The sequence below is a fragment of the Luteimonas sp. Soil_C_16 genome, assembly GCF_057657295.1.
Genome location: NZ_JBDGIS010000004.1, coordinates 155,695 through 168,942, shown reverse-complemented (window position 1 = coordinate 168,942; position 13,248 = coordinate 155,695). Strand labels below are relative to the sequence as shown.

The following is a 13,248-nucleotide window of genomic DNA, read 5'->3' as shown; positions in this document are numbered from 1 at the left end:
GCGGGTCCGCTCGCGCGATCAGCCCGCGCAGAACGCCGCGTAGTCGATGTAGCCGGTGAACGCGCGGCCCGGTGCGCAGACCGGGCAATCGGGATCGGGCGCCAGCCGCGTCTCGCGGAATTGCATGCGCAGCGCGTCGAACTGCAGCAGACGCCCGGCCAGCGGCTCGCCGATGCCGAGCAGCAGCTTCAAAGCCTCGGTCGCCTGCAACAGGCCGACCACACCCGGCAGCACGCCGAGCACGCCGACCTCCGAACAGTTCGGCGCGGCTTCGGCCGGCGGCGGTTCGGGGAACAGACAGCGGTAGCAGGGACATGCGCCGCGCCGGCGGCCGGCGTCGAAAACGCTGACCTGTCCGTCGAAGCGATGCACCGCGCCGTAGACCAGCGGCACGCCGTGCAGCACGCAGGCGTCGTTGAGCAGATAGCGCACCGGGAAATTGTCGGCGCCGTCGAGCACCAGATCGACGCCGTCGAGCAGACGGTCGACGTTGTCACTGGTCACGCGTTCGGCGATGGCTTCGATGCGCGTACGCGGATTGAGCGCGCCGAGCGTCGTCGCCGCCGACTGGACCTTCGGCTGACCGATGCGGTCCTCGGCATGGAGGATCTGCCGCTGCAGATTGCTACGGTCGACGACGTCGTCGTCCGCGATCCGCAGCGTGCCGACGCCGGCGGCGGCAAGGTAGTACGCGGCCGGAGACCCGAGGCCGCCTGCGCCGATCACCAGCACCGTCGCCTTCGCGAGCCGCTGCTGGCCGGCGAGGCCGATCTCCGGAAGCTTGAGATGCCGCGAATAGCGCTCGTGGAAATCGAGATCGACATCGCCGTCCGGCAGCACCGTCGGCAGTCCGTCGGCCTGCCAGGCGCTGGTGCCGCCGGCGACGGATGCGATGTCGCTGTAGCCGAGCGCGGCCAGCGTTTCGGCCGCCTGCATCGAGCGTCGACCGCTCTGGCAGATCAGCAGCAGCGGCGCCTGCAGGTCCGGCGCGTGCGCCAGCGGCGCAGCTTCGAGCGTCGCGCGATCGACGCCGTCCGCGCCTTCGGCCATGCCGGTCACGCGCTGGTGGGCATCGCGCACGTCGATCAGGCGCACGCCCTGCTGCTGGCGTTGCCGGGCCTGCGCCGGCGTGAGTTCCTGGATGGCCATGGCGCGATTATCGCGCGGACGCGGGTGATGCGCGGGGAACGCTGCGGTTCGCAGGCGCGACCGCCCGCTCGAAGAATAGACGCGTGACTTCGCGCGTCTCTGCAGAGCCACAACCCTCACCCGACGCGCCGTGCGCGTCGACCTCTCCCGGAGGGAGAGGTGCTCAGGGTCTGCAGCACGCAGACGCCGGACTGGCCTCATGCATCACGGCGTCCGGGCGCCCGCGAGTCCCGCGGCCCCGACAGCGCAGCACTCAGTAGGGCAACACATCCACCGGCATACCGCGGGAGTAATCCCGCGGGCCTGCATCGAGCACGATCAGCGCGTCCGAATCCGCGGCGGCCTGCATGCGATGCGAGCCGTCCGCGGGATTCGGCTCGACCCACGAGATCCCGTCGTCGTCGATCCACCAGCGACCGCGTAGCAGCTCGAGACGTTCGTGCGTCTTGGTCCAGTCCGACGCCAGCCGCGCGCGGCGCAATGCCCGCGGCGCCCTGCCCTGCAGGCCGTCGACGAGACGACGCCCGAGCGCGAGCCAGGTCGCGAGCACCGACACCGGATTGCCCGGCAGGCACAGGAACAACGCCGGACCGAGCGTGTCGCCCTCGGCCAGCAGCAGCGGCATGCCGGGTTTCATCATGACCTTCCACACCCGCACGCGGCCCCGGCGCTGCAGCAACTCGGGCAGAAGGTCCTTCTCGCCAGCGGACACGCCGCCGCAGGTCAGCACGAGGTCGAAGGCTTCGCCGGCATGGCGCAGCGCGGACGTCACCTGCGCGGCGTCGTCGGGCAGCGTCGGAAAGGCGACCGGCTCTAGACCTTCGGCGCGCAGCAGGGCCATCAGCTGGTCGCGGTTGGAGTTGTAGATCTGCCCGGGACCGAGCGACATGCCGGGCTCGACGAGTTCGTCGCCGGTGGCGAACACCGCGACCGTCGGACGGCGCACCACGTCGAGCTGCGCGAGCCCCTGCGAGGCCGCGAGACCGATGCGCGCCGGCGTCAGCGTGTCGCCAGCCTGCAGCAGCAGATCGCCGACGTTCGAATCCTCGCCGGCGCGGCGCACGTGCTGGCCGGGGCGCGGTGCGATCCGCACGACGACGTCCTCGCCATCGAGGTCGGTGTTCTCCTTCATCACCACCGTGTCGGCGCCAGCCGGCAGCGGCGCACCGGTGGTGATGCGCACGCAGCTGCCCGCCTCGACCGTCAGCGCCGCATCGGGGCCGGCGAACTGCTCGCCGGCCAGACGCAGGCGCGTCGGCGCGCCGTCGGTCGCGAGATCGGCGTGACGCAGCGCGAAGCCGTCCATCGCCGAGTTGTCGAACGGCGGCTGCGGCAGCGTCGCGACGACGTCGCGCGCCAGCACGTGGCCATGCGCGCGCGACAGCGACACCGTCTGCGGTTGCAGACGACGCTCTGCGGCGACGGCATCGACGATCGCGCAGGCCTCGTCGAATGGCACGCGGAACGGGAACGTGGGCTCAGTCATGGGTGACTCCGGCCCGGACCAGATCGTCGGGCGTATTGAGATTGCCGAAGCGGACCTGCGCGAAGCGCACCGTCCGCATACCAAGTGCGCGCTGCAGGCCGCGCACGGAGAAATCGTCGCCGCGCAACGCACCGGCAGCTGCCGTGCGCAGTGCGGCGACCGGCCAAAGCGCCACCAGAGGCTGCAAGCCGTCGTCGTCCTCTGCGCTCACGCCGGCATCGCCGGCTGCATCGACCAGTCGCGCGAGCACCGTCGCATCGACATGCAGCGCGTCCACCGGCAGCGTGAACAGCCACGGCGTGGGGGCGGCGGCCGCGAGCGCGTCGAGACCGGACAGCGGGCCGGCATCGGGATGACGATCGGGAATCGCGTCGATGCCTGCGGCGGCATAACGCGACAGCTCGCGATTCGCGCTGATCAGCACGCGCGACGACTGCGCGGCGAAATACTCGCGAAGGCGTTCGACCTGCGACACGCCCTCGCGCAGCAGCCAGGCCTTGTCCAGACCGCCCAGCCGCGTCGCGCGGCCGCCGGCCAGCAGGCCGACTGTCAGCGTGTCGCAGGACGGCGGCGGAATCACTTGCGCTTGACGTGCCGGATCAGCCGCTTCTTCTTCGCCAGCTGGCGTTCGTTGAGCACGTTCTTCTTGTCCTTGTAGGGGTTGTCGCCCTCGCGGAACAGGAAGCGCACCGGCGTGCCGACCAGCTTGAAGCGCTTGCGGAAGAAGTTCTCCAGATAGCGCTTGTAGCTGTCGGGCAGCGTCCGCAGGCGGTTGCCGTGCACGATGATCGTCGGCGGATTCTCGCCGCCCGGATGCGCGTAACGCAGCTTCGGCGCGTGGCCGCGCACGACCGGCGGCGGATTGGTCTCGTAGGCGATCTCGAGCGCGCGGGTGACTTCCGAAGTGCCGAACTTGTAATTGGCAGACGCATGCGCGCGGTGGATCGCCTGGAACAGTTCGCGCAGTCCCGAGCCGTGCTTGGCGCTGATGCGCACCGCCTCGGCCCACGGCACGAACGCCAGCTTGCGCGACAGCAGCGCTTCGGTCTGCTCGCGCTGGTAGTCGGTGAGGCCGTCCCACTTGTTCACCGCGACGACGAGCGCGCGGCCCGAATCGAGCACCGCGCCGAGCACGCTGGCGTCCTGGTCGGTCACGCCTTCGCTGGCGTCGATCATCACCACGGAGACCTGCGAATGCTCGATCGCCTGCAGCGTCTTGATGATGGAGAACGTCTCGACTGCCTCGTCGACCTTCGACTTGCGGCGGATGCCGGCGGTGTCGACCAGACGGTATTTGCGCCCGTCGCGTTCCAGATCGACCTCGATCGAATCGCGCGTGGTGCCGGCGACCTCGGAGGCGATCATCCGCTCCTCGCCGAGAATGCGGTTGACCAGCGTCGACTTGCCCACGTTCGGGCGGCCGACGAAAGTCACGCGGACGCGCTCGGGATCGCTGTCGAGCTGCTCGGACTGGCCCACTTCCGGCAGCTTTTCGAGGATCTCGTCGACGAGCTCGTCGATGCCGTGGCGGTGCGCCGACGAGATCGCGTGCGTGTCGGAGAAGCCGTAACGCGAGAAGTCGGCCTCGGCCGCGCGCGCATCCAGTCCGTCGGTCTTGTTGATGACCAGGAAGGTGGGTTTGTCGATCTTGCGCAGCCAGCGCAGGATCTCGTCATCGAGCGCGGAAGCACCTTCGCGGCCATCGACGACGAACAGCACGAGATCGGCTTCGGCCGCGGCGGCGCGCGACTGCTTCGCGGTGGGGCCGGCCAGGCCTTCGTGCTCGAGATGGATGTTCTCGCCGGCGATACCGCCCGTGTCGACGAGCGCGAACGGCACGTCGGGATTGAGCCGGCACACGCCGTAATGGCGGTCACGGGTGACACCCGGCTCGTCGTGGACGAGCGCGTCGCGGGTGCGGGTCAGCGCGTTGAACAGCGTCGATTTGCCGACGTTGGGGCGGCCCACGAGGGCGACGAGGGGAAGCATGGGACGGATTCCGTTCGAATGGGTCTTGCGTGCCGCGCGGGCATGGCCCGGAAGCACACGGCCCCGGGCAGGTGGCTGCCCGGGGCCGTCATTGTCGCACTTGCGGCGGAATTACTGCGCCAGGCGCCAGGCGGTCACGTTGCCGTCGACGTTCTGGACCACCAGCACGCCATCGGCAACCACCAGCGCGCCGCGGATCGGATCACGGCCGGCGCGCTCGCGGGCGACGAACTCGCCGTCGTCGAGACGCATCCAGTGCAGATAACCGTCGAGATCGCCGACCACGGCGTAATCGCCCTGGATCGCCGCGCCGGTCAGGTTGCGGCGCGCGAGCGCCGGCTGCTGCCACGCGGCGGTGCCGCTAAACTTGTCGAGCGCCCAGACGGTGCCATTGGCATCGGTCACGACCACGCGCTGCGGCGACAGGCCCGGACGGTTCGCGCCGCCGTGCTCGCTGACCCACAGCGGACGGCCACTCGGGCCTTCCAGCGCCATCGTGCGGTGCCGGTAGCTGCTGGCGAACAGCACGGCCTCGTCGAGCACCGGGGTGCCGTCGACGTCGGACATGCGCTCGAGTTCGGTGCGGCCATCGGGCTGGGCCACGGCCTGCTCCCACAGCGTGCGGCCGTCGGACAGCGACAGCGCGGCGATGGTGCCGTCGTCGTTGCCGACGAATACGAAGCCCGGGCCGAGCACCGGCGCATCGTTGCCGCGCACGGTCAGCGACGGCAGCTCGCGCACCCAGAACCAGCGACGCTCGCCGGTGGCGACGTCGAACGCGGTCACGCGGCCGTCGTTGGAACGCACCAGCACGACGCCCTGCCCGATCGCGGGCGCGGCGATGACTTCGTTGGAGACCTTGGCGGTCCAGCGCTCCGCGCCGGTGGCGGCGTCGAGCGCGACCACTTCGCCGTCGAGGCTGCCGGCCACGACCAGACCCTCACCGACGCCGGGGCCGCCGCTCAGGCGCAGGTCCGAATCGTAACGCCACAGCGAGGCACCGGTCTGCAGATCGAACGCGCGCACACCGCCCTTGATCGCGGAGACGTAGACGCGGCCATCGGCGACGGCCGGCGACTGGCGCACGCCGAGACGGCCTTCGCCCTTGCCGGCATTGGCCGACCAAAGACGCGACACGCTCAGCGTCTCGGTGATGTCGGTCAGCGGCGCGGGCTCGGACAGCGCCTTGGCGTTGGCCTTCTCGCTGTTGCCGAACCAGCCGCGCACGGTGCTGCAGCCGGTGACGGTCATCACGCAGAGCGCGATCGCCGCGATGCGCACGAGGCGGTTCGGCGCATGGGAAGACGCGCCACGCGCGGTCTGGTCGGTCATCAGGATTCAACCTCGGGTTCGTCCGGCGTGCCGCCGACTTCGGAAAGCTTGAGTTCGATCAGGCCACGCTGTTGCGCGGCGCTGTCGAGCTGGCGCAGGGCCTGCGCGTAGTCCGCGCGGGCCTGTTCGTTCTGCTTGAGTGCGAAATGCGCATCGCCGCGGGCTTCCAGCGACACCGCATCGTCGGCATCGGCGAGCAGCTTGACCGCGTCTTCGCCGCGACCGGCATCGGTCAGCAGGCGCGCGAGACGCTGCTTCACCACGGCCGCCACCCCCGGCTCGGCGCCCTTGACGGCTTCGAGCGTCGCGATCGCGGCATCGCGATCGCCCTTGTCGACCTGCGCCTTGGCAAGCTGCAGCGCGGCCAGTTCGCTGTACGCGGTATCCGGCAGGCCGGCCACGGCCTGGGAGGCCTTGTCGAATTCGCCCGAGCGGATGTCCAGCAGCGCGGTCTGGTAGGCGGAGTGCTGTTCGACCGCCTGCGTGTGCGTGCGGTTCTTCCAGTATTGCCAGCCACCGATCAGCGCGGCGCCGACCACCAGGCCACCCACCAGTCCCAGAGCGTTGTCGCGAAGCCAGGCCTTGACCCGCTCCCCCTGCTCGCGTTCGTCCAGCAACTCGTCAATCGCCATATGGTCTCTACGCCCGCTGTCGAAGGCGGGTCAAACGGATGAAAGAAGGATCGCGGGACCCCGCAACGATGCGGTGGTCCGGAACCCGGCGCGGTCGCCCGGAATTACTCGGAAGCCGGCGCCAGCGCGCCGTCGGAGGATACCGTAAAGCGTGCCACGTTGGCCCGCTGGAACCGGGACAGATCCTGAACGTCGCCGCCGCTCGACACTTCGACGGCGGTGGCATTGCCGAGCTTGACGCGGCTGACGGTGCCCGCGTCGAAGCGGCGCTCCTGGCCGGCCTGCACGAGTGCCTGCTCGACCTGCGCGCCATCGGGGCCGATCACCTCGATCCAGCTGTCGCCGCTGAAGCGCATCACGAGGCCCGCGCCCGCATCAGCAACGGATTCGGACGCGGCCGGCACCACCGGCGCACGCTTGGGCAACGCACCGAGCGAGGCGGTCACCGGCGTCGGACGTGCGGGACGCGCGGCGTCGGCGGGCGTCTGGAGGTTGCCGTCGAGCCCCAGCGAGGCGGTTTCGACCGGACGGCTGTTGTCGACGTGCGAACGCGTCGCCACCCACACCGGCACCGCGATCAGCGCGGTGATCACCACGTACACCGCCCGGCCCATGGCCTTGTCGAGCATGCGCTGCATCGGCGGGGTGTAGGTGCGCGGGGTGAGCTCCGGCGGACGCACGTTGGCGTCGGATACCCCGTCGGCCAGCGATTCGGGGAGTTTGAGCAGGCGCAGGTAGCTGCGCAGCTGTCCGCGGATGAACACCGGCGCGCCGAGGCGGGCCCAGTCTTCGGCTTCGAGCGCGTCGACGACTCGCAGCTGCATGCGCAACCGAGCGGCGACATCGGCGACCGTCAGCCCGGCCTCCATGCGCGCATCGCGCAGACGTTCTCCGACCCCAGGCGAAGACGCTGGCATGGTCTGGTTCGAAGAACTCATGGTGGACTCGTTTCCCTTGGCTGTAGGTTCGGTGCAGACGGAAACTCCGCCCGCAAGCGTCGCTGGTATCGGTCGGCGGCCCCTGTGTCGCCGAGCGCGGTTTCGATCTGCACCGCAAGTTGCAATGCTGCCGTAGTTGCGGGGGCGGCGGCAAGCCGTCGTTGCGAAAAAGCCCGCGCATCGAAGTAACGCTGCTCGGAAACGAGGTAGCGCGACATCGCATCGAGGGCGACGACGTTCTCCGGATCGAGCTCCAGCGACGCGCGCAGGTCGCGTTCGACGCGCGCCATGTCGCCCGCGCTCATCGCACAGGCGCCGGCGTTGGCCAGCGCGCCGGACGGATCGCCATAGGCCGGATCGCGGACCGCGGCGTCGAAATACGCCAGCGCGTCGGTCGCCCGGCCGTTGCGGCACAGCCAGGTGCCGTAGTTGTTGAGGTAGGCGCCCTGGTCGGGCGCGCGCTCAGCCGCGGCCTTGTAGTAGCCACCGGCCTGGGCGCTGCGGCCGCGGCGGTCTTCGATCACCGCCAGCAGCGTATTGGCGTCGGCCGCCGTGCCCTCGCCTTTCAGCGCATCGCGCGCGGCCTTGGCGGCGGCGTCGAAATTGCCGGCTTCGAACTCGCGCGTGGCGATCCCCAGCTGGCCGCGCGCCGCCTCACCGCGACGGAATTCCGCATTGCCGCGGGTTTCGTAGGTGCGCTGATCCGGGCGGAAATTGCTCTTGCCACTGGGCTTGACGAAGTCGAGGCGTGAACAGCCAGACACTGCCAGCAGGAGGACGACGAGACCGGCAGCCTCAGGCAGCCGCATCGACACCTGGACCGCCCTGCGTCTCGAGACGCTTGAGGTGTTCGGCCTGGCGGCGCGTGCGATCTGCGACCTGGCCCTTGAGCTGGCCGCAGGCCGCGTCGATGTCGTCGCCGCGGGTGCGGCGCACCGGCGCAATGCGGCCCGATTCGTTGAGCAGCTTCTGGAACCGGCGGATCGTCGCATCGTCCGGACGCTCGTAGCGCGTGCCCGGGAACGGGTTGAACGGGATCAGATTCACCTTCGCCGCGTCCTTCATCTGCAGGCGATTGTCGAAATCGCGCATCAGACAGGCCAGCTCGCGTGCGTGCTGCGGCTGGTCGTTGACGTCCTTCATCAGCGTGTATTCGAAGGTGATCGACTCGCCGCGCTTGCGCTGCGCATAGCGCGCACAGGCTTCCATCAGCTCGGCGATCGGGTACTTCTTGTTCAGCGGCACCAGCTCGGTGCGCAGCGCGTCGTTGGCCGCGTGCAGCGAGACCGCCAGCGACACGTCGCTGACTTCGCCCAGCCTGTCGATCATCGGCACCATGCCGGCGGTCGACAGCGTGACGCGCTTGTTCGCCAGGCCGTAGCCCAGATCGTCGCGCATGATGCTCATCGCGCGGACGACGTTGTCGAAATTCATCAGCGGCTCGCCCATGCCCATCATCACGACATTGGTCAGGCGGCGCTGCTTGTGCGGCACGTTGCCCAGATGCTTCGCGGCCACCCAGACCTGGCCGATGATCTCGGCGGTCGACAGGTTGCGGTTGAAGCCCTGGGTCGCGGTGGAACAGAACTGGCAATTGAGCGCACAGCCGACCTGCGAGGACACGCACAGCGTGCCGCGCGACTTGTCGGGGATGTAGACGGTCTCGATCGCATTCTTGCCGTCCATCGCCAGCAGCCACTTGTGGGTGCCGTCGGTGGAGGGCTTCTCGAACTGGATCTGCGGCACGCGGACTTCGGCATGCGCCTCGAGCTTGGCGCGCAACGCCTTGCCCAGGTCGGTCATCTCGTTGAAGTCGGTGACGTACCGGTGGTGGATCCACTTCATGATCTGGTGGGCACGGAAGCGCTTTTCGCCGAGCGTCTCGGCGAAAAAGCGCTCCATACCCTCGCGGTCGAGGTCGAGCAGGTTCTGCTTGGCGACGCTGGCGTCGATGGCGACCTCGGTCACGATGGCATCCCTCAGCGGGAAACGACTTCGTCGTTCTTGAAGAAGTATGCGATCTCGGTCTGCGCGTTCTCGACCGAATCCGAACCGTGGGCGGCGTTGGCGTCGATGGAGTCGGCGAAGTCGGCGCGGATCGTGCCCGGCGCGGCGTCCTTCGGATTGGTGGCGCCCAGCAGGTCGCGGTGCGCGGCCACGGCGTTCTCGCCTTCCAGCGCCTGGATCATCACCGGGCCGGAGGTCATGAACTCGACCAGCGCGCCGAAGAACGGACGCTCCTTGTGCACGGCGTAGAAGCCTTCGGCTTCCTCGCGGGTCAGCTGCTTGTACTTGGCGGCCACGATCTTCAGGCCGGCCTTTTCGAAGCGGGAATAGATCTCGCCAATGACGTTCTTGGCAACGGCATCGGGCTTGACGATGGAAAGAGTGCGCTCGAGCGCCATCGGGTGTTCTCCGGTCTGGAATGGGGCCGTCCACTCCGGAACGGCCGAGTCTACATGGAAAAACCCGCGCCGAAACGCGGGTTTAGCCAACATGGCTGCGGCAATTCTAACGTATCTGCTGCAACTGCGTCGGCCCCGGGTGGGTTGTCGGTCATTGACGCGTCAGGCGCTTGGACCCCAGAATCCAAACAAGCGTTTGATCGAGGCACCCGTCGTCATGGCCAGCACCGCCCAGTTCTCCACCAAGGACAAGATCCTCGGCGCCGCCGAAGAACTTTTTGCGACCCACGGGTTCGCGGGCACGTCGCTGCGCCAGGTGACCGGCCGGGCGGATGTGAACATCGCCGCGGTCAACTACCACTTCGGCAGCAAGGAAAACCTCGTCAACGAGGTCTTCCGCCGCCGGATGGACCAGATGAGCGCGCAGCGCCTCGCCCAGCTCAAGCGCGCGCTGGCCGAACAGCCCGGCGAGATCGAGCCGATCATCGCCGCCTTCGTCGAGCCCGCGCTGGACATGGCCAGTGGCCGCGCCGGCAGCGGCGCCTTCGTGCGGGTGATCGCGCGGGCCTACGTGGAGAAGAACGACGCCCTGCGCAAGTTCCTCTCCGAGCAGTACGGCCATGTACCGCGCGAGTTCGCCAGCGCCCTCGCCGGCTGCCTGCCGGATCTCGGCAAGGCCGAGCTCTACGGCCGCCTCGATTTCCTCGCTGGCGCGCTGACCTATGCGATGGCCGATTTCGGCCTGATCAAACGCCCACCGGGCACCACCGAACATGCGCACCGCACCCGGATCGCCGGCGAGCTGATCCGCTTCGCCGCGGCCGGGTTCCGCGCCTGACCACCAGCCCGGCCCACGCCGGGTTTCTTTCGAAACAAAGGGATGGAGCAAATGTCTGAGAAATTGCTTGTACGTCGTGCCGCGGTCCTCGGCGCGGGTGTCATGGGCGCGCAGATCGCCGCGCACCTGACCAATGCCGGGATCGACACGGTTCTGTTCGACCTGCCGGCCAAGGAAGGCGACAAGGACGGCGTGGTGCGCAAGGCGCTCGCGAACCTGGCCAAGCTGAGCCCGGCGCCGCTGAGCAGCAAGTCGCTCGCCGAGGCCATCGTCCCGGCGAACTACGAGACCGGCCTGGCCGAACTCGAAAGCTGCGACCTGATCATCGAGGCGATCGCCGAGAAGATGGACTGGAAGCAGGACCTCTACCGCAAGATCGCCCCGCACGTGCCGGCGCATGCGGTGCTCGCCAGCAACACCTCGGGCCTTGGAATCAATGCCTTGGCGGATGTTCTTCCCGAAGAACTGCGCTACCGCTTCTGCGGCGTGCACTTCTTCAATCCACCGCGCTACATGCATCTGGCCGAACTGATTCCGGCCAAGACCACCGACCAAGCGGTGCTCGAGGGCCTCGAAGCTTTCCTGGTGACCCAGCTCGGCAAGGGCGTGGTCTACGCCAAGGACACGCCGAACTTCATCGGCAACCGGATCGGCGTGTTCTCGATCCTGTCGACGATCCACCACACCCAGGAATCGAAGCTCGGTTTCGACGAGGTCGATGCGCTGACCGGTCCCCTGCTCGGCCGCCCGAAGTCGGCGACCTACCGCACCTCGGATGTCGTCGGTCTGGACACGATGTCGCACGTCATCAAAACGATGGCCGACACGCTGCCCGACGATCCCTGGCACGAATACTTCGCCTCGCCGAAGTGGCTGACCGCGCTGATCGACAAGGGCGCACTGGGCCAGAAGACCGGCGCCGGCATCTTCCACAAGGCCGGCAAGGACATCCTGGTCCTGGATCTCGAGAAGCAGGATTACCGCGCCTCCGACCGCAAGGCCGCCGACGAGGTCGTCGCGATCCTCAAGACCAAGGACCCGGCGCAGCGCATGGCCCAACTGCGCGCCAGCGAGCATCCGCAGGCGCAGTTCGTCTGGGCGATCCTGCGTGATCTGTTCCACTACAGCGCCGTGCATCTGGAAGACATCGCCGAGACCGCGCGTGACGTGGATCTGGCGATCCGCTGGGGCTACGGCTGGCAGCAGGGTCCGTTCGAACTGTGGCAGGCCGCCGGCTGGAAGCAGGTCGCCGACTGGATCGCCGAGGACATCGTCGCCGGCAAGACCATGAGCAGCGCGCCGCTGCCCGACTGGGTGTTCGATGGCCGCGAGGGCGTGCACGCCGCCGAGGGCAGCTACAGTCCGTCGAAGAACGCCAAGCTGCCGCGCTCGGCGCTGCCGGTGTATCGCCGCCAGCGCTTCCCCGATCCGCTGCTGGGTGAGCGCTTCGATCAGGGCGAGACGGTGTACGAGAACGACGGCATCCGGCTGTGGACGGATGGCGACGACATCGGCGTGATCAGCTTCAAGACCAAGATGCACACGGTCTCCGACCACGTGCTCGACGGCATCCAGGACGCGATCGGCATCGCCGAGCGCAAGTTCAAGGGCGTGGTGATCTGGCAGCCGAAGGAGCCCTTCTCGGCCGGCGCCGATCTCGCCGGCGCGCTGGGCCTGCTGCAGGCCGGCAAGGTCGACGCGTTCGAATCGATGGTCGAGAACTTCCAGAAGACCAGCCAGCGCATCAAGTACTCGCTGGTGCCGGTCGTCGCGGCCGTACGCGGGCTGGCGCTGGGCGGTGGCTGCGAGTTCCAGATGCACAGCGCGCGCACCGTGGCGCATCTCGAAAGCTACATCGGTCTGGTCGAGGCCGGTGTCGGCCTGCTGCCGGCCGGCGGCGGCCTGAAGGAGTTGGCGGTGCGTGCGTCCGAGGCCGCGGGCCCGAACGGCGACGTGTTCGCCGAGCTGAAGAAGACCTTCGAGACCATCGCGATGGCCAAGGTGTCGAACTCGGCGGTCAACGCCAAGGAACTCGGCCTGCTGCGCGCCGACGACATCGTCACCTTCAACGCGTTCGAGCTGCTGCACGTGGCGCGTCAGCAGGCATCGGCGCTGGCCGAAGCCGGCTATCGCCCGCCGCTGCCCGCGCGCGCGATCCGGGTCGCCGGCGACGTCGGCATCGCCACGTTCAAGATGCTGCTGGTCAACATGCTCGAAGGCCGTTTCGTCAGCGAGTACGACTACGAGATCGCCGAGCGTATCGCCACCGTGCTGTGCGGCGGCGACGTGGACCGCAACGCGGTCGTCGACGAGGACTGGCTGATCCGCCTGGAGCGCACGCACTTCGTCGAGCTCGCCCAGCAGGAGAAGACCCAGGCACGCATCGGCCACATGCTCAAGACCGGCAAGCCGCTTCGGAACTAGTGAGGACGTCAGGCGCGCAGTGCGCGCGAAGCGTCAGTCGAAGCAACCCGGCTGA

At 68.5% G+C, this 13,248-nt stretch carries 12 protein-coding genes; 2 read left to right on the top strand and 10 right to left on the bottom strand.

Features of this window, described 5'->3' with window-relative positions; genetic code table 11:
• Positions 1–18: 18 nt before the first annotated feature.
• From moeB to ndk, 10 genes are all read right to left on the bottom strand, one after another.
• A complete protein-coding gene (gene moeB / locus AC3A5T_RS09425) occupies positions 19–1,149 on the bottom strand; it encodes a molybdopterin-synthase adenylyltransferase MoeB (RefSeq protein WP_487628343.1) in 1,131 nt (376 codons plus the stop codon).
• 253 nt (positions 1,150–1,402) lie between these two features.
• Positions 1,403–2,635, bottom strand: a complete 1,233-nt coding sequence (locus AC3A5T_RS09420) for a molybdopterin molybdotransferase MoeA (RefSeq protein WP_487628342.1) — start codon at positions 2,633–2,635, stop codon at positions 1,403–1,405.
• Positions 2,628–3,215 (bottom strand): molybdenum cofactor guanylyltransferase, encoded by a 588-nt coding sequence (gene mobA, locus AC3A5T_RS09415; protein ID WP_487628341.1) that lies wholly within the window; start codon positions 3,213–3,215, stop codon positions 2,628–2,630. The genes AC3A5T_RS09420 and mobA overlap by 8 nt, the downstream gene beginning before the upstream one ends.
• Positions 3,212–4,624: a ribosome biogenesis GTPase Der gene (gene der, locus AC3A5T_RS09410; RefSeq protein ID WP_487628340.1), complete on the bottom strand. Its 1,413-nt coding sequence runs from the start codon at positions 4,622–4,624 to the stop codon at positions 3,212–3,214. The genes mobA and der overlap by 4 nt, the downstream gene beginning before the upstream one ends.
• 111 nt (positions 4,625–4,735) lie before the next feature.
• Positions 4,736–5,956 (bottom strand): outer membrane protein assembly factor BamB, encoded by a 1,221-nt coding sequence (bamB, locus tag AC3A5T_RS09405; RefSeq protein WP_487628339.1) that lies wholly within the window; start codon positions 5,954–5,956, stop codon positions 4,736–4,738.
• Positions 5,956–6,588, bottom strand: a complete 633-nt coding sequence (locus AC3A5T_RS09400; protein ID WP_487628338.1) for a YfgM family protein — start codon at positions 6,586–6,588, stop codon at positions 5,956–5,958. The genes bamB and AC3A5T_RS09400 overlap by 1 nt, the downstream gene beginning before the upstream one ends.
• Positions 6,589–6,692: 104 nt before the next feature.
• On the bottom strand, positions 6,693–7,526 hold the full coding sequence (locus AC3A5T_RS09395; protein ID WP_487628337.1) for a RodZ domain-containing protein: 834 nt from the start codon (positions 7,524–7,526) through the stop codon (positions 6,693–6,695).
• Positions 7,523–8,335 carry a type IV pilus biogenesis/stability protein PilW gene (gene pilW / locus AC3A5T_RS09390; RefSeq protein WP_487628336.1) on the bottom strand — a complete coding sequence of 271 codons (813 nt, stop codon included), beginning with the start codon at positions 8,333–8,335 and terminating at the stop codon, positions 7,523–7,525. The genes AC3A5T_RS09395 and pilW overlap by 4 nt, the downstream gene beginning before the upstream one ends.
• Positions 8,322–9,497: a dual-specificity RNA methyltransferase RlmN gene (gene rlmN / locus AC3A5T_RS09385; protein ID WP_487628526.1), complete on the bottom strand. Its 1,176-nt coding sequence runs from the start codon at positions 9,495–9,497 to the stop codon at positions 8,322–8,324. The genes pilW and rlmN overlap by 14 nt, the downstream gene beginning before the upstream one ends.
• 8 nt (positions 9,498–9,505) lie before the next feature.
• Entirely contained in the window at positions 9,506–9,931 is a 426-nt protein-coding gene (gene ndk, locus AC3A5T_RS09380) for a nucleoside-diphosphate kinase (RefSeq protein WP_133392641.1), read from the bottom strand.
• A gap of 217 nt (positions 9,932–10,148) precedes the next feature.
• Between ndk and AC3A5T_RS09375 the strand changes: the two genes are divergently transcribed.
• Positions 10,149–10,769, top strand: a complete 621-nt coding sequence (locus tag AC3A5T_RS09375; protein WP_487628335.1) for a TetR/AcrR family transcriptional regulator — start codon at positions 10,149–10,151, stop codon at positions 10,767–10,769.
• 51 nt (positions 10,770–10,820) lie between these two features.
• The gene (locus AC3A5T_RS09370; RefSeq protein WP_487628334.1) at positions 10,821–13,193 is read left to right on the top strand and encodes a 3-hydroxyacyl-CoA dehydrogenase/enoyl-CoA hydratase family protein; all 2,373 of its coding nucleotides are present in this window, start codon (positions 10,821–10,823) and stop codon (positions 13,191–13,193) included.
• The last annotated feature ends 55 nt before the right edge of the window (positions 13,194–13,248 follow it).

Excerpts from the sequence above, each read along its gene's own strand:
- moeB (WP_487628343.1), bottom strand. The coding sequence starts at position 1,149 with ATGGCCATCCAGGAACTCACGCCGGCGCAGGCCCGGCAACGCCAGCAG.
- AC3A5T_RS09420 (WP_487628342.1), bottom strand. The coding sequence starts at position 2,635 with ATGACTGAGCCCACGTTCCCGTTCCGCGTGCCATTCGACGAGGCCTGC.
- der (WP_487628340.1), bottom strand. The coding sequence starts at position 4,624 with ATGCTTCCCCTCGTCGCCCTCGTGGGCCGCCCCAACGTCGGCAAATCG.
- bamB (WP_487628339.1), bottom strand. The coding sequence starts at position 5,956 with ATGACCGACCAGACCGCGCGTGGCGCGTCTTCCCATGCGCCGAACCGC.
- AC3A5T_RS09400 (WP_487628338.1), bottom strand. The coding sequence starts at position 6,588 with ATGGCGATTGACGAGTTGCTGGACGAACGCGAGCAGGGGGAGCGGGTC.
- AC3A5T_RS09395 (WP_487628337.1), bottom strand. The coding sequence starts at position 7,526 with ATGAGTTCTTCGAACCAGACCATGCCAGCGTCTTCGCCTGGGGTCGGA.
- pilW (WP_487628336.1), bottom strand. The coding sequence starts at position 8,335 with ATGCGGCTGCCTGAGGCTGCCGGTCTCGTCGTCCTCCTGCTGGCAGTG.
- ndk (WP_133392641.1), bottom strand. The coding sequence starts at position 9,931 with ATGGCGCTCGAGCGCACTCTTTCCATCGTCAAGCCCGATGCCGTTGCC.
- AC3A5T_RS09375 (WP_487628335.1), top strand. The coding sequence starts at position 10,149 with ATGGCCAGCACCGCCCAGTTCTCCACCAAGGACAAGATCCTCGGCGCC.
- AC3A5T_RS09370 (WP_487628334.1), top strand. The coding sequence starts at position 10,821 with ATGTCTGAGAAATTGCTTGTACGTCGTGCCGCGGTCCTCGGCGCGGGT.